Raw genomic sequence first — 23,490 nt, 5'->3', positions numbered from 1 at the left:
GCACTACAACACCACGCCAGTTGCTTCAAGTCGGGGGAACCGCCCAACGCACTGGCTTCTCTATCCCATAGTCAAAGACAAAAGGGAGCTGCTTTTTTCATAATATTTAGAGAACCGTTCACGTGACTCATGAATTAATCCAATGCTTGCAGTACAATACAAACCTCTTTTTACTCTTTTTCCTGAATCCGTAACGGTTTTAACCAGAGGTAATTATCAATTATCAATTATCCATTATCCATTAATGAACTGTTCCCTGTTCCCTGCTATACATCAACTTCTAATAATTTCAGCCTCCGCAATAGCTTCCCCATTTAGAAAAGCAACCAAATAATCATTATTATTGAGAGGCCCAACATTAGGTGGAGTCCCAGTTAAAATAATATCCCCCGAACGTAGCGGTATATACTGACTAATGAAACAGAGTAGGTCTTGAATAGAAAATAACATTTGTTTGCTAGACCCCTGTTGACAAACTTCACCATTTACTTCAAGTCTGATTTCCAGTTCTTCTAATTCTGTGACACGATCCACCTTCCTAAACTTTGACAATGGACAAGCATTTACAAAACTTTTGGCTAGAACCCAAGGATACTTTTTCGCCCTCAACTCATTTTGCCGATCGCGAAGAGTCAAATCTAGAGCAATACCAACATAACTAACTGCTTCTAAAACCTGGTTTATATCCCCCTGATACAAATCAGTCCCAAGTTGGATAGCAATCTCTGTTTCATAATCGCATCGCCCTAAATTAAGAGGTAAAAATATCTTTCCTTCAAATGGTACAACACATGCAGGAGATTTTGTGAAAATTATTGGTTCTTTGGGAACTGGGTTGTGTAGCTCTTTTGCATGGTCAGCATAATTACGACCTACACAATAAATTGACCCAATTGTTTTAGCTATAGTAAAAGAGTTCATTGTTGAAAATTAGCACGTGCTAATCAATTATATCATACGCGACTAGCAATAGAATACTAATATAAACTTTGGTCTAAGATGCTTACTATATTTTAATTTTAACCGTCATCTTTAAACATATCTATTCCGGCAAACACAGTTTTGAGTGCCAGAAAAATCCACTTTTCAACAATGAATAATTAATAATTAATAATTAATAATTACCTCTCCTTGAAAAGAAGAGGATTGACTAATAATGAAAATTTTTCTTTATTATCCCCTTAAAAGGGGAGGCTTTAAACCACAATTTTTCGGTAGGTTATATTGAGGCATTTAACTTTGGTTTGTCGCGATCGCATAATTAAACAGAAAGCGTACATTTTCTCTTCAATGTCACTCAAATACAATATCTGAATTTCCTAGAAATCACTAAACCTTTTCACAAAGGAAGAAACACCAACCCAACTCATTAGAGGCAATCACTTCCTGGGTTTTTTTAAAGGCAGCACTCATATCTGCATATTCTTCCCGAGCTAGCTCATGCACTAATTCATAGCTTTTTTCCAAATGTTTGCTCATATCCTTTTGCTGCAAAACTCTAAATCCTAACTGAGTGAGTGTTTCTGCATATTCTTTAAGGCTAAATGTCGGGCTAAATAGGAGGCGGTCGTAAACGTACTTACGGCTAGTCTCGCTGACTTCTTCTACTGGCGTTGTCAAGTCATCAAACAAGAAGATACCGCCAGAACCAAGAACACGGTGAGCCTCCGCCAGAGCTGTATTCAGTTCATGAATATGGTAAAGAGCGCCTTGACTCCAGGCATGGGTAAAAGAACCATTCTCGAAAGGTAAATTAGTTGCTGATTCCTTTTGGAAAGTAACGCGCAGAGAAGGGAAATTACTAGCCTTTGACCGAGCATTGTCTATATAACTACTACTAATATCGATTCCGACGACCTCACATCCTGTCTGTTGAGCTAGCCAGATAGCAGCATTACCATTTCCACAGGCAATCTCCAGCACTCTTGACTCCGCAGTAATACCACTTTGTTCGAGCATATATTTATCCCAGCGATCGCAGGCTGGAGCAAAGTCCTCGGGTCGAGCATCAGCTAAATTCTCAAAATAGCCCCAGTGGAGACTACCATCTGGATGCCAGAAACTGCGAAAACGTTGGTCTCGTTCGCGATCGTCGAACAAAGCCTCAGTGTCAGCCTCTGTAAATGCACTTTCTTTCATTATTTTCTCTACCGATTAATTTTATCTAATTTACTCTAAAAAGTATATAATACTTTAGGTTCCAATCCTCCTTTAGTAAAAGTTAAGTATCATTAACTTAACTCAAGCAAATGTGGTATAGGAACTTAAAACTTACAAGGCCATGGACTTTAAGCACATGGCATAATCTCTTAAACAGAAGAAATATTTAAAAGATGAGCATTTTCACTAGACTGGAGTCCGAAGTCCGAAGCTATTGTAGATTATTTCCCACAGTCTTTACAAAGGCAGTGGGAGATCGATTAACAGATGAGAATGGCCGCACTTACATAGACTTCTTGTCCGGTGCCGGTGCCCTAAACTACGGACATAATAACCCCAAGCTAAAAAAGCGCCTTCTAGAATACATAGACTCAGATGCTATTACCCATAGCCTCGATATGTTTACCTCTGCCAAGCAACAATTCCTTGAACGTTTTGAAGAAGTCATTTTAAAGCCACGAGGACTCGACTATAAGGTGATGTTTACCGGTCCTACGGGAACCAATTCTGCGGAAGCAGCTTTGAAACTTGCTCGTAAAGCGACTGGTCGAAAAACAGTTATCTGTTTTACCAGAGGTTACCACGGTCACACTTTAGGAGCGCTTGCTGTTACACCTAATCCTGTCTATCAAAAAGCTGCCGGAATTCCCCTCAGTAACGTCTTAACGGTTCCGTTTGAGGAAAAAAATAGCACCCAAGACGACAGTCTAGATAAATTAGAAAAATTGCTGGATGAGTTGAGTCTAAATCAGGAAAAACCCGCAGCAGTGATTCTAGAAACCGTTCAATCTGAGGGGGGAATTAATGTTGCCAGCATTCCTTGGCTGCAACGCCTAGCTCAGATGACTCAAGAACGAGAAATTTTGTTAATTGTTGATGATATCAAAGTGGGATGTGGTCGAACAGGGCCTTTCTTTAGCTTTGAGCGGGCGGGAATTAAACCGGATGTGGTTTGTCTGGCTAAATCTTTAAGCGCCTATGGAAACCCGATGGCTGTAGTGCTGATTCGACGTGACTTAGACTGCTGGAAACCAGGGGAACATAGCGGTACATTCCGAGGCAATAATTTAGCCTTTGTGACTGCTACGGCTGCGATCGATGAATATTGGCAGACAGACACTTTTGAACAGGAAATCGCAGAAAAAGGTGAAGTTATGAAGCAGCGACTTCAAGAAATGATCGCTCAATATCTAGAACTGGGTGGCGAACATCGAGGACTGGGGCTAATTCAAGGAATCGCCTGCCAACAACCGGGGTTAGCGAAAAAAGTGAGTCATGAGGCTTTCCAACGGGGTTTAATCTTTGAACCGATGGGAGTAAATAAAGAAGTGATTAATCTTCAGTCTACACTCACCATTGATTCTGAGACGTTGACACGAGGACTAGATATTTTAGATAAAAGTATTAGTGCTGCTCTTTCAAATTCATTTGAGGTATGATATCATGTCCGGAGAAGAGGGCTATAGAAATCCGTTCCGTTTACGCGACCAAAAAACTTTCTCCTTCTATTCCTCTTTCTTCCCTCCTGATATAGAATCCGGGTAATTAGTTACTGTAAAGTCATTGCGACTGGAACGGAGTGGAAGGAAGCAATCTCAGGGGTTTACGAGATTGCTTCCTATCGTCGCAATGACGACTATTCAACTGGATTCATAATCAATCCTAAGTTCTGACTCCTGACTCCTAAGTAATTAAGATTAACAAAACTTACGCACGGACACTAAATCGAGTGAGGGCGTTATATCATGTTCGGTTGAATACTTACACTTTGGAGGAAGGAAGGCAGGAGGCAGAAGGCAGGAGGCAGAAGGGAAGAAAGGGTTAAAAGGGATAAAGTTTTTTTATAACTGATTATCCGAACATGATATTAGCGGAGCTTTGCGTTAGCAAATACCATTCGCCCCTACATATAGCGTTTTCAAGATAAATTTGCGTAATATCATGTCCGGTAGCATCGTTTGTGTATAAAATTCAGGTTACAAAGGGAGAAAACCTTCTGCCTTCTGCCTTCTGACTTCTGCCTTACCTCCTCCAAAATGTAAGTATTCAACCGGACATGATATAATCTATCCTGATGAGCAACTATAACTTTTTGGATATCGCCTTTTAATATTTAAGACAATAGGTTCAATAGTTTTTTACGTTTAAAGTTTAAGCCACAACCTATTTCTTTAATAGTTTCAGCATGAGGATAAAGACTTTGTAGTTCCGCTACTTGCCTATTCAAATCTGGCTTTTGAGCATTGCTTGATACTCGACAATATAGGATAGTTTTTCTAGTAACTGCGGGTGTACTTTTTATATAGGAGTAATATCATAGCGCCTTTGTCCCGATGGGGTTTTTATGGCATTCATTTGACCGCTTTGTTCCCATTTGACCAACGTGCGCACATCAACTCCTAATATCTCAGCAGCTTCTCTTGGTTCACTACTTTATCTGTTATAGTCATTCTGAATAAGACTGGAACACTTTTTCGGCTAAAACTCTTTCAAAGCAAGAAACCCTTGTCTCAATCTTAACTAGAATGACTATACATCAACTAGCGCATCGTATCGCGTAATAACGTAACTTGTCAACTAAGTTTTAACTCTCTCAAACTGACTCGATCAAACCAGCGGCTTCTAAAATTTCTGTCAGTACTTTGCCATGAAATTCCCAGGGAAAAGTCTCAATTGTGAGAGCTTGAACCGCCGTATCCCCATCTACCGCAGGTCCCTCATAAACGATCTTAGTCAAAATATGTTTATCGGTTTCTAAAGTTAATCCCTCAGTTAACTTAGATTTCAAGTCAGGACGAAGCAAAGCAATAGCAGTAAGTAAGCCTATTGCCCCCCAGTTGGATACCCCGCAAACCATTAGATGATTGCAAGGAATACTACAAGCAATTTTTTCTCCTGTACTGACACCTTTGGCAATGATTTCTTTAGTAAGGGTTCCCATACCCAATTCGTTGCCAGCATCGCCAATGCCGATGGAGATGATTTCACTGAGAGTAAATAGGAGATGCAAAGGAGCGGTATCAGCAGTGATATCCTTGCCGATCATATTCCATACAATACCATCATAACCGGGACCAGCTCTTTCAATGGCGATCGCATGGGAAACTGGCAGTTCAGCACTTTGCCAGGCATTCACAATAGAAGCCACAGATGGATCTTCTACACTAGCTGCATTGACAGGAACAACATCAATAGGAACTTGAGCAGATATTCCGGCTGCTTGGGCAGCTACCTTGACAGCGTTCAGACATAAAGGATCGGTCACTAAACGTACCGGGATGCCAACTCGAAGTAATCCCGCTGCTAAGTGAGCGCTACCAATGGGACCATCAGTTTCCGCCGCTGGAGGAGTGGCACGAGGAACAAAAAAACCTGTCATAATTGCCACATGGGGGGATGGATGTTCAGCAATGGAGCGAGCTGCACCCAGCAGTCCTCCCTTGGCAGCCTCCACCAGCGGCTCTATACCATTACCGATATCGCGTCCACAGATGCTTTCAATTTGTTCGATCCGAGTTAGGACTTCTTGAGAATGTTCAATGACAGCATTCATACGCAATTATTTAGATACTCCTACATCAACTAATTCTTTATAAACTGTTTTCCCCATAACTTCGTTGACAGTATTTTCCAGCAAGTCTAACCCTTTCTCTAATATTTCTTCCGAAACAGTTAAAGGTGGCAGACATCGAATCACCTGCCCCTGTGCCCCAGCAGTTTCCATAATTAGTCCATTAGCAAAGGCTGTGCGGATGATTTTATCGGCTAGGTTGCCATCTTTACAATCTAACCCCTGAATCATCCCTCTTCCTCTAACAGAAAAACCTGACTCCCAATTATTTTTAGCTATCTTTTCCAATCGTAACTGCATTCTGCTTCCTTTTTGTTTGACAGCTATTGACAAATTGTCGTCTTGCCAGTATATATCCAAGGCTGCTTTCGCAGTGACAAAGGCAAGATTAGGCCCCCGGAAAGTGCCACTGTGTTGACCTGCTTTCCACCGATCAAATTCGGGTTTGATCAGTACCAGTGAGAACGGAAGGCCAAAACCACTCAAGGATTTGGAAAGGGTGACAATGTCAGGAGAAATGCCAACTTCTTCAAAACTGAAAAAAGAACCCGTCCGTCCACATCCCACTTGAATGTCGTCAGCAATGAGGAGGACATCATGTTGGCGACAGACTTTTTCGAGCGATCGCAACCACTGATAAGAGGCCACATTCACCCCACCTGCCCCCTGAATGGTTTCGACAATCACTGCTGCTGGCAGCGTTACACCACTACCTACATCCGAAAGGACTTTGTCTAGGTATTCAGTTGTATCAATATCCTCACCCAAGTAGCCATCATAGGGGATAAAATTTACACCTGTGGTCGGAATTCCTGCCGCTGCTCGCTGAGAAGCCTTGGCTGTTGTTGCCAAAGAACCCAGAGTTACGCCATGATAGCCATTGGAAAAGGCAATGACATTTTCCCGTCCAGTAATCTGGCGAGCCAGTTTCAGAGAGGCTTCCACAGCATTCGTTCCTGTCGGGCCTGGAAACTGAACTTTATAGTTTAATTGCCTCGGTTGAAGAATAGTAGCTGCAAAAGTTTCGAGAAACTCTTCTTTCGCTACGGTTGCTAAATCTAGTCCGTGGACAATACCGTCGGAGTCTAAATAACGTAGTAGTCTTTCTTTTATTTGTGGGTTGTTATGTCCGTAATTCAGGGTACCAACGCCACAGAGAAAGTCAACGTACTGACGACCTTCTTTATCTTCTAGAAAGGCTCCTTGTGCTGTTTTGAACACCGTAGGAAATAAACGGCAGTAACTTCGCACATTGGATTCCAATTGATTGAAGATTTTCATTAAGTTATTCTGATTAATTTTCTATGGGATGCTTTGGGAAAGCCACTTGAAGCCTCCGCTATAGCGATATAACTTGAAACGTTAAAAGAATTATCGAAAAATTCAGGTATAAAGCCTCTCCATTCATGGAAAAAAAAGAAAAAAAATCCTTTTAACCAATCCTCTTAGTTTATTAAGAAGAGGTAATTCTAAATTCTTAATTCTAAATTCTTAATTCTTGAAGGGAGGCAACAAGGTGTAACCGTACGAACTAAACTGTAGAAAATCGTGACAGCTTAATATCTTGATATTGGATTAACCAATACTGGCGCTCTCGGCGCAGCTCACTATTCCCTCGGCAGTAAATGCCCCTGGGAATTTCTTATCTTATATTTGAAGACTGCCATTAACATCGGCATTAATGACTATACCAGTTCCACTCCTGAATAAACCACGTTTGACTCGTTTACCCCTTTATACAATTTTCATTCAACAGTTAATCACCCCCCAACACGCTTCAAAAGTCAGCTAAAAGTCAACCTAAGAATATGCGTTCTAGGATTCGAGTTGGATCGCTATAGGTGGTTCTTGAATGTGCCATACATTGGTTGTCCCAAAGCAAAAATGAGTATTGATCCATCCGAATCGCCATGTGGTTTTCCTCGTAATACTTAATAAAGCGATCGGAAATTTCTGCCAAAAATGGATCGGGAGTGAAAGGGTTTAGGTTATCTGGATCGGGGCTGTAGTCACCGTGTGTAATATAGTTACAAGAAAATCGGAAAATAGGTTTGTTGTCATTAAATGAGAGGATAGTATGAACTGCTCCCTTGGTTCGGTTGGCGTGAACTCCTCCGGTTGCACCAAAGTAGTGTTGAGTCTCCATCAGTTTTTGCTTTTCTACTTCCGTAAGAGTCTTCAGGAATCCTTCCACATAAGCTAAGGTAGTTAATCCACCACCACAATCAGCAGGCTTTTTGCACCAAAGCCCTAGATATTTTGGTGGACTTGGGTAATCGGTGGCTTCGGTATGAGGAAGCAAAGGTTTTTGACCCCTAGCATCAGAAAATTTCAGAAATTCGGGTTCATATTTGACATGGAATATCTCTTTCCCATATTGCGGTCTTAAATCCTCACCTGTTACCGATTTAGCAAATTTAATCCAGTCACAGCTAGGATCTTCAGTTTCCACGTAAATAAAGTGGTTTTGCGCCAGTAAGTTCTGATAATTCTCAATTGATTGAACTGAAAAGTTGAAGGAATTTCTACTTGAAGAAGTTAACATAATTTAATGTATTCTTGACAACAATTAGGCCAAAGTCACATTTCAAGATTTTCAAATAACATCTTACACCCTAGTGTCTAAATTGCATCAATTAATACATTTTTTGAACAAACAGAAAAAGCTTAAGGCTCAAGAAACAAAGGGAAAAATCATAATTACGAATTTTTGTAACGCCAACGTTAGTAAATTCTACAGTACTTACGCAGAACCACTATACATAGTAGGGGTTAACCCCCATACAATTGGTGTATGATTTCACCTTTTGCGTAAGTCCTGCTTAAGTTGAGGATAGTAATTTTTTTTGGGAGCGATCGCTAATTTAACGTCAGAATTCAGGTGAGAGCGATCGCTTCATCTTCGATAATTAGGGCTTGCTGAAAAAGTCTGATGGTGATGATAGGGAACAGGGAACACTTAACTGGGAACAGTTTAGACTATCTGCTACGGCCACATTGTCGGCATTGTCAGAGAAAAATATTAGCATTTTGAGACTAATTGAGCCAAAAACCTTGCATCCCCTCAGCAATATTTAATCCTGGAAGCCTTAATTGGTATTGATTACAATTTTATTCAGCAAGCCCTAATTATCCGGACATGATATAAATTTTGAAAAAAAGGGAAAAAAAATAGATATAACTATCTCAAATGAACTGGAGTAGCTATTTTTAAGCATATCGGATCAATATCTACCTTTTTGTAGCATTCTTTTTTCACGCTTGGTATTACCGAAAAGCGACGTTGAAAGCCCCCGTGTTTTAACCTATGCTTTATAAACATCAAAAAAAAATAATCCCACTTTCAAACACAGTGAGATTATTTAACAAAATCAAACTTCAAGTCTTTCTTATAAACTTATAAAGAAGAACCTACACCAACATAGGCACCATAAAAGAAAAGACCCAAAACTACAAGTACACCAGTTCCGGCAACAGTAGCAACCAACCATAAAGGAATTCTACCTGGTTCGGACATCATAATATTTCACCTCATTATTTCAAAACTACTTGATACTAAAAAAATTTTACCTATAAGGTAATTTGTCAACAATATACTTGTTAACTTTCTACTTGATTTTACTAAGTATATGTCACCCCAATAGGGTGACTTAAATACTAAGTAATTTTTGTGTTTTACTTCCCGAATTAGTTAAAGAAATAACTCGAAAACAGAATACCAAGAACAAATACTAACAATAAACCAAGGTAGAGTGAAGTTCTGTTTAATTCTACTGGTTGCTTATTAGTATTCTCACTACGATCTAAAGGCATAATATACTCCTATCTTTGAATAAACTGCATAGCTGCGATCGCACCTAAAAAGAAAACTGTAGGCACACCAAGGGTATGAACTGCTAGCCATCTAACTGTAAAAATTGGATAGCTAACTGGTTGATTTGGATTTCCGCTAGTCATAATAAAAATCTCCTAAATTTTCAATTATTCACCAATAAATTCATCAATTTGTTTTTTAGCTTCAAAACGGTCTGATAGAATTGGTAATTCTTGTCTTTGTTCAGTATAATACTCGTTAGGTCGAGGTGTACCAAAGACATCGTAAGCCAAACCTGTACTTACAAATAGCCAACCTGCAACAAACAGAGCTGGAATAGTGATACTGTGTATTACCCAGTAACGGATGCTTGTGATGATATCTCCAAATGGACGCTCACCTGTACTGCCACCAGACATCTAATTTTATCCTCCAAATTTATTTCTAACCATCATCTCAATATGATAGTTTTAAAACCTTGCTAAATAACTCATCCCATCACTAATTAATGGTATGAGTTTTCTGTGTTTGTTAAAAGCTAAAGTATAGACTAACTTTTTGCCTTCTTTAACATCTACTATTTTTATGTGTTAGTTAGACGGGATCAATTTTAACATATCCAGCCTAAATTTTCAGCAACTCAAACAACATCAAGAAATTACCTTTTCCCATCTGAGTAATACTACTCAATTCTTATTATTAGGAATATTTATCCAATATTGCATAGCAAGGAAAGAGTTGGTGTTTGATAGAGATTAATGATAAACCTAAGACAGAGAAAAGCTTTTGCCACTGTTCCCTGTTCCCTGTTCCCTGTTCCCTGTTCCCTGTTCCCTGTTCCCTGCTATAGTTAAGTTTCAAGCAGCTTCTGAAACTTCTGAACTATTGTATTTCAACACAGTTCCTCTTTGACCAAGAATAAAACCTTTTTCTTGGTTAATAAAAACAATTTTGTAGAAATTTTCTGGAACACTCTCTACATCACGGTCTTTTTCCCAAGTCTGACCGCCATCAACACTGCGAAGTAAATTACCGCTACCACCAGAAATCCAGATTTCATCAGGAGTTCGATAAGCCAAATCTAATAAGCCCCAACTTGTGGCATATTCTGGAGTAATAGCTTCTCCCCACTCTTCAGGATTTTCTGGATCGCTAAACCGCAGTTGGCCTCCTCGTGCCAATAGCCATAAACGACCATCATCACTGAACCCCATATTTTCCAAACGGCGAGAGTCTTGACGATTATGAGGAGTCCAAGCTCTTTGGCCTGGTTCCCAACTAGAGTAAAAATTACCCTTAGCCGAAACAGCAATATACTTACCATCAGGAGAACGGGAAATATTTCTCACTACTCCCACAGCATCCTCTACTTGAGCGCGCCAATTTAGGCCACCATCTTTTGTACGATAGATAGCTCCCACATCAGTAGTCATCTCAGCAGAATTTGGCCCAAGAGCAATAATAGAATTAGGATCACCTGGTAATTTAGAACTTAGAGAAATCTTAGTCCAAGACTCTCCTTCATCATCTGTGTGTAGAAGTAAAGAAGGCTGTCCTAAAATCCACCCTTCATTACCATTAAAACTTACTGAAGTCAAGCGGTCTTTTTCTTCTACTGTATCAATACTTTTAGGTTGCCAAGTGTTACCACCATCAGTAGTTTCTAAGAGAGTAGCATTACCACCGACAATCCAACCATGGTCAGGATTGCCTGTAAATCCGATATCAAACAACTTAGCCTCAGTTGGTAGTTGAATTACTTCCCAGGGATTGTAACTCATTCCTGGTAAAAAGGAATTTTTGCAGCCACTACAAAGTATAACTGCTGCTAATATTATGAAAATTTGTTTCCAGAACTTTACTATTGAGTGCATCACATTAAATCATTAATAAGCCTTGAAGAAGGAGTCAGGAGACAGAATACAGGAGACAGGAGCAATGTCTGTAGGGATAGTCTTCGACAAGCCGCTCCGCGTCTACAAAACCCCAACCAATTGTGGACACCGCACGTGACGGTGGGGATTTATACCAGGCAAAGCTTCTAGCTAGGAGCCAGCTACTTCCATCTATCGCGTCCAAAAAAAATCTACTGACTCCTGACTCCTGAATCCTGACTTCCAGCCACAGGCTGTTAAGGCCATCTTATCGTAAACCATATAAGCTCAAGAAAAACAAAAATCCCACGGCTAAAGCGCCGAAAATTAGGATATTTTTCTGGCTTGGTGTGAGTGTATTAACACCAAAACCATATCCAAGGTTTTCTTTGAATCCTGAAGGACCTTCAGTTGGTCCAACATTCACAAATTGAACCTTAATGGCTCCACAAACAGGGCAGCGCCAACGAGGGGGTAAATCTGCAAAAGCAGTTCCGGGCGAAATATTACCACTAGAACTTCCCTTTTTCGGTTCATATATATATCCACAGGCTCGACATTCATACCGATCCTGTTCATCTGTGGCCTCAGTGGCTTCCTCGCTCATAGTTCCAAAAAATTGAATAGCTATTATGAGAACATCTTTAATTATTATTACAGAATTGTTGCAATTCGAGGAGATGGGTATTGAAAATAGAAGAAGGAGTCAGGAGTCAGGATACAGGAGACAGAATTCAGAATAAAATCATAGCTACTGTGATTGAGTAATCATGTATAGCAAGTATTTATGCGTAAATTTTTTACTTGGGATTTGATGAACGAAAAAAGTAATTGAGATGATTTGCATAATGAAGAAGGAGTCAGGAGTCAGGAGTCAGGAGACAGGAGACAGAATTCATATTTAACATCTTTCCTTGAGACAAATATCACAAAAAAATTGTAATGGTAACGCAAGCGATCGCTCAGAGCATTGATAGAATAACAAGAAAACAAAAAATAAATAAGTTTTAAATCCTTTTACTAACTACCTGGCAGTAAAAGTAAAAAATAATCTCTCATTATAATTTTTAATTTAACTGGAGAGTGTAAAAATGTTCACAGATAAAAGCCCTAGTTATTTCAGGAATGTAGGTTAATTGTGTTTATTCTTAGTGGTTACGAATATTTTCTAGGCTTCCTGCTAATTAGCAGCCTAGTTCCAGTTATTGCCTTAACTGCATCTAAACTACTGCGGCCTAAAACTCGTGGCCCAGAGCGAAGAACTACTTATGAATCGGGTGTAGAACCAATTGGTGGAGCTTGGATACAATTCAATATCCGTTATTATATGTTCGCCCTCGTCTTCGTCATCTTTGATGTAGAAACAGTATTTTTATACCCTTGGGCAGTGGCCTTTCATCAATTGGGACTTCTTGCATTTATAGAAGCCCTAATTTTCATCACAATCTTAGTTGTTGCTTTAGTCTACGCATGGCGTAAAGGAGCTTTGGAATGGTCTTAAGTCCAAATCAAAACCAAAAAATTATTAATCCTATTGAGCAATCTCCCCAGGTTACTCAAGAACTATCAGAGAATGTTGTGTTAACTACAGTTGATGACCTTTACAACTGGGCACGACTTTCTAGCTTGTGGCCTCTACTGTATGGTACAGCCTGCTGCTTCATTGAATTTGCAGCTCTAATCGGCTCTAGATTTGACTTTGACCGTTTTGGCTTAGTGCCAAGATCTAGCCCAAGACAAGCAGACCTGTTGATTACTGCAGGTACAATCACCATGAAGTATGCCCCAGTCTTGGTACGTCTTTATGAGCAAATGCCAGAACCTAAATATGTCATTGCCATGGGTGCTTGTACAATTACTGGCGGAATGTTCAGCATGGACTCACCTACAGCAGTCCGTGGAGTAGACAAATTAATCCCAGTAGATGTTTATATCCCTGGTTGTCCACCACGTCCAGAAGCAATTATTGATGCTGTCATCAAGCTGAGAAAAAAAGTTGCCAATGAATCTTTGCAAGAACGGGCTAAATTGCAGCAGGTACATCGCTACCACACTGTTAAACACAATATGAAACTGGTTGAACCAATTCTGAATGGTAATTATCTCAAGACATCAGACCGGGAAACACCGCCAAAAGAATTAACAGAAGCAATAGGTATGCCTATACCACCAGCACTACAAGCTACACAAAAAGAGGAGGTAAATCGTGGCTGAGTCAGAAGCTCCAATAGTTGAAGCAGGTCAAACTTCAAAATGGCTGACAGAAAATGGCTTTGAGCATGAGTTTCTAGAACCAGATCATCTGGGAGTAGAAATGATCAAAGTTGACAGAGAATTTTTAATTCCCTTAGCTACAGCTTTATATGCTTATGGTTTTAACTATCTACAATGTCAATGTGCTTATGATGCAGGTCCCGGACAAGAGTTAGTAAGTGTTTATCACTTAGTTAAGGTCAAGGACGATGTAGACCAACCAGAAGAATTACGTTTAAAGGTATTTGTGCCCAGAGACGATCCTAGACTTCCTTCCGTTTACTGGATCTGGAAATCGGCTGATTTTCAAGAGCGGGAATCCTATGATATGTATGGCCTTATCTATGAAGGACATCCTAATCTTAAACGCATTTTGATGTCTGAAGATTGGGTTGGTTGGCCATTGCGTAAGGATTATATTTCTCCAGAGTTCTATGAATTACAAGATGCGTACTAAATTTTAGGTTGAAACTTTGAGCTAAGTAGCATTAGTAATCATATCCTCTAGGCAATAGGTTAAAAGAACATTAAACAGAGATAATTACTCTGATTTGATTTTTATATTCAAGTCAATTTCTACCTATTTTCTTAAGGTTTCAGGAAATAGGAGAAAATTTCTCTGAAATTGGAACTTGTCATAGATTAATAACGTCCCGACACCATATTACCCCCCCTAATTTTTTGATTAGGTGGGGTCATATCAGTTATCAGTTATCAGTTATCAGTTATCAGTTATCAGTACCCACCACTAAAGCATTGGGATTGAAATACTGAACTGAATATTTTTCATCCCCTTAAGAGGGGAGGCTTTGGACCTCATTTTTTGGTAAATACAGAAAAGTAAAACTTGTCTAAAGTTTCTCAAATTTACTCATAACTATAGCTATAAAACTAAAATTAGTAAGTCTGCTGAGTCGTGATTAGCTACAGTTAAGGTATGAAGCTAGTTGAACGTCATGTGATCGGTAAATCGCATTATTTGTGGTCAGAAATTGACCACAAGGCTTTTTTGTCGAAAAATCTGTTTAATTTAGGTAACTATTATTATCGTCAATATTTCTTTTCCGATCAAGAGAAATTAAATTTTAATGAACTTTATCACAAGATATCTAAAAGTTATGATTATCAAGCTTTACCTACCAAGGTAAGTAAGCAAATTATTAGGAGATTAGATCAAAGTTGGAAAAGTTATTTTTCGGCTTTAAGAGAGTGGAAGAAACAGCCAAATAAATTTTTAGGAAAACCGAAAATTCCCAAATATAAACATAAAACAAAAGGTCGAAATATTCTGCCCTATCCAGATGAATTAATTTACAAAAAAGCCTTAAAAAAAGGAATTTGTCATCTGTCGATGAGTGAAATAAAAATCCCCACTTCACAGACAGAAATAATAGAGGCAAGAATTATTCCCAAAAGTAGCTGTTATATAGTAGAAATAGTCTATGAAAAAGCGGAGGAAACAACAGAAAATCAACAAGTAGCAGGAGTAGATTTAGGAGTAAATAACTTAATAGCTGTAACTACAAATCAAACAGGAATTTCACCTCTTTTGATTAAAGGCAGACCATTAAAAGCAATTAATACATTTTACAATAAACAGCGCTCTTATTTACAATCTCAATTAAAAACTAACCATAATAGATGTAATTCTCATCGGTTAAAAAAATTAACTCACAAACGAAATTGTCGAGTAGAAAACTATCTCCATACAGCAAGTAAAAGAGTAATAGATTGGTGTGTAAACCATGAAATAGGAATCTTAATTATTGGGCAGAATCAGACTGGTAAACAAGAAATAAAATTAGGAAAAAAGAACAATCAACAATTTGTGAATATTCCTCATTCTAAGTTAATAGGGATGTTAAGATATAAAGCCCAATTAAGAGGAATAAAAGTCATAATAACAGAAGAATCTTATACATCTCAATCAAGCTGTTTAGACGGGGATGATTTACCAAAATATGGAGATAAAAAACCGAAATTTAGTGGGAAAAGAGTAACAAGAGGGCTGTATAAAACCAGGGAAAATAAATTATTAAATGCAGATGTAAATGGGTCGTTGAACATTATTAAAAAAGTAATTCCTGATGTCTTTGACCAGGGAATAAAGGGTTTGCCGTTTAACCCTGTAGTGCTTGACCCACTACGAACAACTAAGCTTTCGGGCTTTTGAGTAAGTTTGAGTAAGTTTAGTTGAGCGGTACTTAATATTACTAATGATTAAATAATTAAATTTTGTTTATGGCCTTAAGAATAAAATGTTCTAGTCTATTTTCTAATCTAATTGTCACATTCTTGTCAACCTGATATAATCCTCAGCGTCTGCGCTTTAGCTTTACTCGTTATTGGGGTAAATACAGAAAGCGAAAACTTCTCTGAATATTATTAGAAAAGTAATTCCCGATGTTTTTGACCAGGGAATAAAGGGTTTGCCGTTTAACCCTGTAGTGCTTGACCCACTACGAATGACTATACTTTCAGACCTTTGAGTAAGTTTAGTTGAGCGGTTATAGGCATCATATTTGATTTAAGGTATATCTGTATTATTGGTCACTTAATGCCGAGAGATGGGAATGGCGCTTTGGGAATTTTTCTCAAAGCATTGCGAGATACCGCCTGCGTTGATGGTTCTGCCGTCACGTTGCTATTAACGGTTTTCCTGACTTTTGCAGGGAATTGCCTGCCTTGATGTATCTGTTTGAATGCAGCGATAAATATAAAAAATAGGGCGGTAGGGCATTCCGTCTTTAAAGCTCGTGGAGTCCAACGCAATAGCGGGACTGGGAAACGAGAAGCCCACGTTATACCTTAAGGTTGGCGTGGGAGTATGTCACTTAAATACAAATTGCTATTTGGATAAATTTACGGTGGAGGAGTTAGAACGTGAGCAGTAATGAAAATACAAGAGCAAGCTCCCAACTTGGCGGGAGCGGTAATATAGTAGGTGTCACATTTAATGACATAGATAGTGATAACGTTTTTGATACAGCAGAATCAGTAATAGGTAATGTTACAGTCTATCTAGACCAGAATAATAACGGTATTCTAGACCCCAATGAATTATCTAACATTAGTCGTCCAGATGGTGTCTATAACTTCTTGGGATTAGTCGATGGTGAATATTTTGTCAGACAGATTCCGCCTAGTGGGACTGTTTCAACTACACCACTGCCAGTACAAGTGAGCATAGTCGGTGGGAATATGGTCAGAGAGAGCAGGATAGCTCTTGGCAGTGGTATAGGTGTCCCAACACCAGTTCCCACTCCAATTCCCATTCCAATTCCACCTCCACCTCCAGTGACAGGACCAGGTAGAGGTAATATTAGTGGTGTATTATTTGATGACCTCAATATTAATGGTGTCCGTGACCCTGGAGAACCAGGAATTTCTGGTAGCCAAGTATTCCTTGATGCCAACCGAAATGGTATTTTAGACGAAGGGGAAGCCAGTACTTTTACAGATGAATTTGGTTTTTATTCATATGTAGATGTATTCCCTGGCCAATACAACATTGATGTTATCAGGCAACCAGAGGAAGCAAGAACAACTCCTAATTCAGTAGTTATCATTACTGGTTTTGAAGAAACACCACCAGATATAGCTGTAGATATTGGTATAGTTACTCCTAGCGGGACTGGTAATGTTGAAGGAACTAAATATCTAGATTTTAATGCTAATGGTATTTTAGATCCTGACGAACCTGGAATACCAAACTTTACGATCTATGCAGACCTAAATAGTAACCACATTCTAGATGTGGGCGAGCCATTTGATATCACTGATAGTAATGGTGTTTACTTCTTACCTAATCTTACATCAACTCGCGTGACTATTCGGGAAGCAGAGGAACAAGTAGGATTTAATCTAACAACTAATTCTCGGACTGTTGATGTACCTAGTGGGGGAACTTTATCTGGTATCAACTTTGGTAATGCAGAAATAAATGTAATCGCTGGTGTTAATTTTGTAGATAACAATGCCAATGGTGCCGTCGATCCAGGAGATGTAGGTTTATCAAACTCTACTGTATATCTAGACCTCAACGAAAATGGTATCTTTGACCCAGAAGAACCATTCAGCATTACTAACAGTCAAGGTGAGTACAGCTTTAATACTTTACCTCCAGATACTTATGTTGTCAGATTAGTACCTCAACCAGGTTTTACTCAAACAACTCCAGATCCAGTCATTGTAGTCACCAGTGGAGATGATGTTAACTTTGTTAATATTGGTAGCTCTCCTGCCACTCCTTTACTTCAGGGTGACTTAATAGGGAATAAGTTCAACGATTTTAATTCAAATGGAGTTCTAGATCCAGGAGAACCAGGTTTAGCAAACTTCACCCTCTACTTAGACCAAAATGGCAACAACATACTAGATCCTACAGAACCTGCTGCAATATCAAATGCTAATGGTGACTTTAGCTTTAATAATCCTCCTGTAGGAACTTACTTTTTGCGAGAAATACCCCAACCAGGTTTTGTGCAAACTACTCCAGATCAACAAATTACTCTGAATGCACCTATTAATGTTCTGCAAGGTGATGCTCCCATTGTCTTCAATGTTGGTAATGCTGTAATTGCAGTTCCAGAACCAGTTTCAGAAACAGCACCAGCACCAGCGCCACCACCAGCACCAGCGCCAGAAGCAGCACCAGCGCCAGAAGCAGCACCAGCAGCACCAGAAGGAACTACTGATACTGATACTGCCACAGCAGAAGGAACTACTGATACTGATACTGCCACAGCAGACGCTCCTACTGATACTGGCGTAACAGACGCTCCTACTGATACTGGCGTAACAGACGCTCCTACTGATACTGGCGTAACAACTGATAATCCTACAACAGAAGCAAGCAGAAGTGCTAGTCAAGTTACATTAACAGGCAGAATCGCTGGTACTAAATTTAGTGACAATAATGGCAACAATATAGTAGATCCAGATGAACCTGGTCTTGGTGGATTCACTATTTACCTAGATACCAATAATAACCAAGTTTTAGACCCTGATGAACCTACATCTATTACAAATGTAGATGGTAGCTATAGCTTTGAAGGTTTACCACCGAATACTTATGTAGTCAGGGAAGTTCAACAACCAGGCTTTACCCAAATTACTCCCGATCCAGTAATTACTATAGTTGGGGGTGACGACGTTAATTTCGTGAATATTGGCAACCAACCTGATGTACCAATAGTTCCCCCTCCTCCAACTCCAATTCCTCCCCCAGGTCCTACCCCAGTGCCTCCTCCACTTCTTCCCCCAATTGTAAATACTGATAGCGCGGGTACAATTACTGGTGTTAAATTTGACGATCGCAATGGTGATGGTTTAGCAGGCCCAGATGAACCAAGACTTATAGGTGTCGAAATCTTTGTAGATCTAAATAATAATGGTTTAGCCGAAGCTAATGAACCATTTACTCTCACAGATGCTCACGGGGAATATCGGTTTACCTTGCCACCAGGTAACTACAGAGTACGAGAAACACCACCTGCTGGTTTTGTTAACACTACTCCTACTCCCATTGTTCCTGTTGTTCCAGGTGAGGTTGTCGTTTATAACTTCGGTGATACCAGTATCTTTGACCCCAACACCAGCATTAGCGGTATAATCTTCACTGATAGCGACAACAGTGGTTCTCAAGGGTCTGGGGAAGCAGGTATTCCAACTGCTCAAGTTTTCCTAGATCTAGACGGCGACGGAAACCTGGATAGCAACGAAGACCTCAACTTTAACGGTGTACTGGATGATGGCGAAGATGTAGACGGCGACGGAAACCTGGATATAAGTGAGCCTGAAACTTTCACCGATCCTGATGGTCGTTATTTCTTCAATGGTTTAACGCCAGGGAATTACACAGTTGATGTTGTTCGGCAAGAAAACTTATTCCTAACTAGCAGTAACCCTATTATTAGTGTGACTGTTGGTCCGGTACTACCAGATCCCAATATCTCACCCACTCCAATTAATCTTCCCCTCGGTCAGAGTCTAAATGATGTTGACCTTGGTGTTAACGTCACAGCACCAGGAGGAGATACTGTTAGTGGAATTGTATTTGCTGACAACAACGGTAACGGACTATTTGAACCTCTGAAAGGGGAAGTAGGTTTGCCTGGTGTTGAGGTATTCCTAGATGTGCACACAGACGGACAGATACAAGGGTTTGAACCAAATCAAATTAGTGGTCCTGATGGTACTTATGGTCTAGATACATCAGGTTTATCAGGTTCGTATCCGCTTCTACAAGTAATTCGTACTGGCTTTACCCAGACTACTGCGCCAGCAGTGGTAAGTGTGGGAGGTGACAGTGTTGTCTACAACTTTGGTAACCAAGCGCAAACTTTAATTACTGGAACTGTCTTTGAAGACTTTAACGGTAATGGTATCCAAGACTTTAACGATACGAATGGTAATGGCATCCTTGATCCTAATGAATTTGTAGAAAGGGGTGTTCCTGGTTTCCGTATCTATGTCGATATCAATGAAAATGGTATTCTCGATAATGACGATATTGAGCCTAATACCTTCTCAAATACAGACGGAGAATATGCAATTGTTGGTTTGTTGCCAGGTACTTATACACTACGTCTGAATCCAGTTCCGGACAACTTTGTTTCTACTACTCCAACAGATCTCACCATTACTGTTGATGAGTTTGAAAACTCCAATCTGGTAATTGACTTTGGACAGTCTCCAGTAATTCCTCCCCCTGGTTTTGGTAATATTTCTGGTATTGCATTCATAGATGAAAACGGAGATGGTCAGGCCGATCCAGGTGAACCTCAACTACCTGATGCTGTTATCTATATAGATGCCAATGATAATGGGGAACGAGATAATGGTGAACGATTTGCGCTTACCGATCAATTTGGTCGCTACGATCTTTCCAACGTGTCTCCAGGAACTTATGTGATTCGTCAGGAACCACTGCCTGGTTTCACTGATTCTACTGTTCCAGCTCCAGTCATTGTTAATTTGGCAACAGGGGATAACGCTGACTTTGTTAACTTTGCCAACGATCCAACAGGACTACCAAAAGCTGTTCTTCCTGTTGTTAGTATTGGTGGTGTTGTTTTCAATGATATCAACGGTAATGGTCTGCTAGAACCAGGAGAGAATGGTATTCCTGGTACTACAGTATTCCTCGATCGCAATGATAATTCAATTCTAGACAATGAGGAACGTACTGCGATTACTGATTCACTGGGAGTATACGACTTTGATGGGTTACCTCCTGGTACATATACAGTCCTGCAAATTCCCCCACCAGGTCTATTCCAAACTACCCAAGACCCAACTCTAACTCTGTTTGCAGGGGATGATGCTAATTTTGTCAACTTTGGCAATAGTGCTACTCCACCAGTTATACCACCTCCACCACCCATACTACCTAGTGGTACTGGTGCTATTAGTGGGATAACTTTTGAAGACCTGAATGGTAATGGTTTCTTAGATGCTGGCGAACCTGGTATTGGTGGTGTTGTTATTTACTTCGATCAAAACAACAACTCTGTTCGAGATGCTGATGAAATATTCGTTGCTACTGATGCCAACGGTAATTACGGTTTCTCAAATTTAGCAGATGCTAGTTATACAATTCGCCAAGACCTAAACCCAGAGCAGGCAGCAATCTTTACTCAAACTGTTCCAGGTCCTAATGAACCAGTATTTATCAGCACTTTTGGTGGTGCTAATGTACCTGGTGTTAATATTGGTAATATCCGTCTATAGATATCTAGATAAATCTAGACATAGGGTTTCTCAAATTGGTGAGATACAGTTTTAGATCCCCTTTAGATCCCCCCTAACCCCCCTTAATAAGGGGGGAACCGCTTAAAGGGAGGTTTCAAAGTCCCCCTTTCTAAGGGGGATTTAGGGGGATCGTAAATGTACCTCATCTTTATGAGAAATGCTATATTTAGGTAGCAATAACACTCAGAGTAGAAACTGTTGCCTGTGCACAGCGCTATATTTGGAGTTTTGTGGAATGGGCATCTTGCCCGTTCCTGATATTTTCACTCCTTGACAGGGACAGGTCAGGATGGAGACAGGCAGGATGCCTGCTCCTACTTAACTTACCACTTATATTCATCCCGCCCCTCAACAATGACCCATTGATTGTATTAAATGTTACAAATTATCTCGGAAAAAAGCTCTACAATATTAAATCTCAATGCAAATAAAATTTTAGCCCAAATTATAATTATTAAAAGAATTGTCTGTAGCAACTTCTACTCCTAATTTTCCAGCTAATGTTTTTAAGCTAGATAATGGTCTAACAATTATTCATCAATATATTTCAGCCACTCCAGCAGTGGTGATAGATGTGTGGGTAAGAGCAGGTGCTAGGGAGGAACCTGATAAATGGTCAGGTATGGCTCACTTCCTAGAACACATGATTTTTAAGGGAACAGAAAAATTAGGCCCTGGTATCTTTGACCAAATCATAGAAAATCGTGGCGGAGTAGCAAATGCGGCTACAAGTCACGACTATGCTCATTTTTTTATTACAACTGCTGCCCAATATGTAGAAGAAGTAGTACATTCATTGGCAGAAATATTATTGCGTGCTTCCATACCAGAATCAGAATTTGCTAGAGAGCGGGAAGTGGTATTAGAAGAAATTCGTCAATCAGAAGATTGTGTTGATTCGGTAGGTTTTCAAGCATTGATGGAGAATGTTTACAAATATCATCCCTACCGACGTTCAGTTATGGGTACAGCAGAACTTCTGAGAGAACGAGAAGTTAATGAAATGCGTTGTTTTCACAATTATCACTATCAACCAGAGAATATGGCAGTGGTAGTTATTGGTGGAGTAGAACAAACCCAGGTTATAGAATTAGTCAGTGCAGCTTTTGCCAATTTTGCGGAAAAATGTTCTCATTGTCCGCGAGTTGAAATAGCAGCAGAACCCTTAATAACTGAAGTTCGTCGCCAGGAAATATATTTGCCCAGATTAGAACAAGGTCGTCTAACAATGGCTTGGATGGGACCTGGAGTCGAACAGCTAGATGATGCTTATGGATTAGACTTGCTGTCAATATTATTAGCTGATGGTAGAAGTTCTAGGTTAGTTAGGGAGTTGCGCGAAGAGTTAGGTTTAGTGCAAGGAATTGTTAGCAGTTTTTCTTTACAGCAAGACTCAAGTTTATTTACTATTAGCGCTATGCTAGAACCGAAAGATATTCCAGAAGTAGAGGCACGAATTTGCGATCGCCTTTATGAGTTATTAACTCAAGAGATTTCAGAGGAAGAATTAGCTAGGTGTCAGCGTTTGTTATGTAATGATTATGTGTTTTCCATTGAAAGTCCGGGACAGCTAGCAGGTCTTTATGGTTATTATTTTACTATAGCACAACCAGAGTTAGCGATCGCTTATCCAGAAAAAATAACAGCATTTCAACCAAAAGAATTACTCAACTTAGCTGAAAAATATTTATCTCCAAATCGCTATGCAGCCACAGTATTAATACCTATTTAGGGTTTGCATAAGGAGTCAGGAGTCAGGAGTCAGGAGTCAGGAGTCAGGAGTCAGGAGTCAGGAGTCAGGAGTCAGGAGTCAGGAGTCAGGAGTCAGGAGTCAACCCACCCCTCGCCCCTCCCAGGAGGGCAGGGCTGTTTCATTCTCGATAGACACGGGGACACACCAGACACACCAGACACGGGGATGAAGGCTTTTAAGCGGCGTTGAACCAAATATTCTCTTAGAGCTTAAAGACGCGTACTTTGCGCTCAAAATCGGCAAATTTTGGCAAATTTCACTGTTCCACTATCCCCTCATCTTCCGTTCTCCTTAAATCGTTAATCTACAA

At 39.8% G+C, this 23,490-nt stretch carries 21 protein-coding genes; 9 read left to right on the top strand and 12 right to left on the bottom strand.

The features are described 5' to 3' along the window. Positions 1–273: 273 nt before the first annotated feature. Together F6K54_RS10990 and F6K54_RS10985 are read right to left on the bottom strand one after the other, a co-directional pair. Positions 274–921 (bottom strand): fumarylacetoacetate hydrolase family protein, encoded by a 648-nt coding sequence (locus tag F6K54_RS10990; protein WP_293077361.1) that lies wholly within the window; start codon positions 919–921, stop codon positions 274–276. Positions 922–1,329: 408 nt separating this feature from the next. Beyond that, positions 1,330–2,139 (bottom strand): class I SAM-dependent methyltransferase, encoded by an 810-nt coding sequence (locus tag F6K54_RS10985; RefSeq protein WP_293077359.1) that lies wholly within the window; start codon positions 2,137–2,139, stop codon positions 1,330–1,332. Between the two features lie 194 nt (positions 2,140–2,333). Between F6K54_RS10985 and ectB (F6K54_RS10980) the strand changes: the two genes are divergently transcribed. Then, entirely contained in the window at positions 2,334–3,599 is a 1,266-nt protein-coding gene (gene ectB, locus F6K54_RS10980) for a diaminobutyrate--2-oxoglutarate transaminase (RefSeq protein ID WP_293077358.1), read from the top strand. A gap of 859 nt (positions 3,600–4,458) precedes the next feature. Here the strand turns inward: ectB (F6K54_RS10980) and F6K54_RS10975 are convergent. From F6K54_RS10975 to F6K54_RS10960, 4 genes are all read right to left on the bottom strand, one after another. Continuing rightward, the gene (locus F6K54_RS10975; protein WP_293077356.1) at positions 4,459–4,551 is read right to left on the bottom strand and encodes a hypothetical protein; all 93 of its coding nucleotides are present in this window, start codon (positions 4,549–4,551) and stop codon (positions 4,459–4,461) included. A 202-nt stretch (positions 4,552–4,753) separates the two neighbouring features. Beyond that, positions 4,754–5,713 carry a glutamate cyclase domain-containing protein gene (locus F6K54_RS10970; RefSeq protein WP_293077354.1) on the bottom strand — a complete coding sequence of 320 codons (960 nt, stop codon included), beginning with the start codon at positions 5,711–5,713 and terminating at the stop codon, positions 4,754–4,756. 6 nt (positions 5,714–5,719) lie between these two features. Beyond that, a complete protein-coding gene (gene ectB / locus F6K54_RS10965) occupies positions 5,720–7,012 on the bottom strand; it encodes a diaminobutyrate--2-oxoglutarate transaminase (RefSeq protein WP_293077352.1) in 1,293 nt (430 codons plus the stop codon). 514 nt (positions 7,013–7,526) lie between these two features. Further along, positions 7,527–8,276 (bottom strand): TauD/TfdA family dioxygenase, encoded by a 750-nt coding sequence (locus F6K54_RS10960; RefSeq protein ID WP_293077350.1) that lies wholly within the window; start codon positions 8,274–8,276, stop codon positions 7,527–7,529. 371 nt (positions 8,277–8,647) lie between these two features. On the opposite strand from F6K54_RS10960, the gene F6K54_RS10955 reads away from it, so the two are divergent. Continuing rightward, positions 8,648–8,809, top strand: coding sequence for a hypothetical protein (locus F6K54_RS10955; protein WP_293077348.1), 162 nt, complete (start codon positions 8,648–8,650; stop codon positions 8,807–8,809). A gap of 319 nt (positions 8,810–9,128) precedes the next feature. Here the strand turns inward: F6K54_RS10955 and F6K54_RS10950 are convergent, their stop codons facing one another. The 6 genes from F6K54_RS10950 to F6K54_RS10925 form a co-directional block, all read right to left on the bottom strand. After that, a complete protein-coding gene (locus tag F6K54_RS10950) occupies positions 9,129–9,251 on the bottom strand; it encodes a photosystem II reaction center protein J (RefSeq protein WP_375341038.1) in 123 nt (40 codons plus the stop codon). Between the two features lie 167 nt (positions 9,252–9,418). Then, the gene (locus F6K54_RS10945) at positions 9,419–9,544 is read right to left on the bottom strand and encodes a photosystem II reaction center protein L (RefSeq protein ID WP_124147170.1); all 126 of its coding nucleotides are present in this window, start codon (positions 9,542–9,544) and stop codon (positions 9,419–9,421) included. Positions 9,545–9,553: 9 nt separating this feature from the next. Then, entirely contained in the window at positions 9,554–9,688 is a 135-nt protein-coding gene (gene psbF / locus F6K54_RS10940) for a cytochrome b559 subunit beta (protein ID WP_094677274.1), read from the bottom strand. 24 nt (positions 9,689–9,712) lie between these two features. Then, entirely contained in the window at positions 9,713–9,964 is a 252-nt protein-coding gene (gene psbE, locus F6K54_RS10935) for a cytochrome b559 subunit alpha (protein WP_293077341.1), read from the bottom strand. A 438-nt stretch (positions 9,965–10,402) separates the two neighbouring features. Beyond that, a complete protein-coding gene (locus F6K54_RS10930; RefSeq protein WP_293077340.1) occupies positions 10,403–11,419 on the bottom strand; it encodes a photosynthesis system II assembly factor Ycf48 in 1,017 nt (338 codons plus the stop codon). A gap of 268 nt (positions 11,420–11,687) precedes the next feature. Continuing rightward, positions 11,688–12,026: a rubredoxin gene (locus tag F6K54_RS10925; RefSeq protein ID WP_293077338.1), complete on the bottom strand. Its 339-nt coding sequence runs from the start codon at positions 12,024–12,026 to the stop codon at positions 11,688–11,690. Positions 12,027–12,557: 531 nt separating this feature from the next. Between F6K54_RS10925 and ndhC the strand changes: the two genes are divergently transcribed. The 7 genes from ndhC (at position 12,558) to F6K54_RS10890 (ending at position 23,159) form a co-directional block, all read left to right on the top strand. Beyond that, positions 12,558–12,920, top strand: a complete 363-nt coding sequence (ndhC, locus tag F6K54_RS10920; protein ID WP_293056801.1) for a photosynthetic/respiratory NAD(P)H-quinone oxidoreductase subunit C — start codon at positions 12,558–12,560, stop codon at positions 12,918–12,920. After that, on the top strand, positions 12,911–13,633 hold the full coding sequence (gene ndhK / locus F6K54_RS10915) for a photosynthetic/respiratory NAD(P)H-quinone oxidoreductase subunit K (protein WP_293077336.1): 723 nt from the start codon (positions 12,911–12,913) through the stop codon (positions 13,631–13,633). Before ndhC ends, ndhK begins: the two co-directional genes overlap by 10 nt. Further along, positions 13,626–14,129: an NAD(P)H-quinone oxidoreductase subunit J gene (locus F6K54_RS10910; protein ID WP_293077334.1), complete on the top strand. Its 504-nt coding sequence runs from the start codon at positions 13,626–13,628 to the stop codon at positions 14,127–14,129. The genes ndhK and F6K54_RS10910 overlap by 8 nt, the downstream gene beginning before the upstream one ends. A 480-nt stretch (positions 14,130–14,609) precedes the next feature. Next, positions 14,610–15,845 carry a transposase gene (locus F6K54_RS10905; protein WP_293077332.1) on the top strand — a complete coding sequence of 412 codons (1,236 nt, stop codon included), beginning with the start codon at positions 14,610–14,612 and terminating at the stop codon, positions 15,843–15,845. Between the two features lie 384 nt (positions 15,846–16,229). Further along, on the top strand, positions 16,230–16,361 hold the full coding sequence (locus F6K54_RS10900; protein WP_293077331.1) for a hypothetical protein: 132 nt from the start codon (positions 16,230–16,232) through the stop codon (positions 16,359–16,361). A gap of 194 nt (positions 16,362–16,555) precedes the next feature. Continuing rightward, positions 16,556–21,406 (top strand): SdrD B-like domain-containing protein, encoded by a 4,851-nt coding sequence (locus F6K54_RS10895; protein ID WP_293077329.1) that lies wholly within the window; start codon positions 16,556–16,558, stop codon positions 21,404–21,406. A 484-nt stretch (positions 21,407–21,890) separates the two neighbouring features. After that, positions 21,891–23,159 carry a pitrilysin family protein gene (locus tag F6K54_RS10890; protein WP_293077327.1) on the top strand — a complete coding sequence of 423 codons (1,269 nt, stop codon included), beginning with the start codon at positions 21,891–21,893 and terminating at the stop codon, positions 23,157–23,159. The last annotated feature ends 331 nt before the right edge of the window (positions 23,160–23,490 follow it).

Origin of the sequence: Okeania sp. SIO3B5 (genome assembly GCF_010692555.1) — a bacterium.
Taxonomy (GTDB): Bacteria; Cyanobacteriota; Cyanobacteriia; order Cyanobacteriales; family Microcoleaceae; genus Okeania.
The sequence above is the reverse complement of the archived record's forward strand: the minus strand, read 5'-3'. Positions and strand labels throughout refer to the sequence as shown.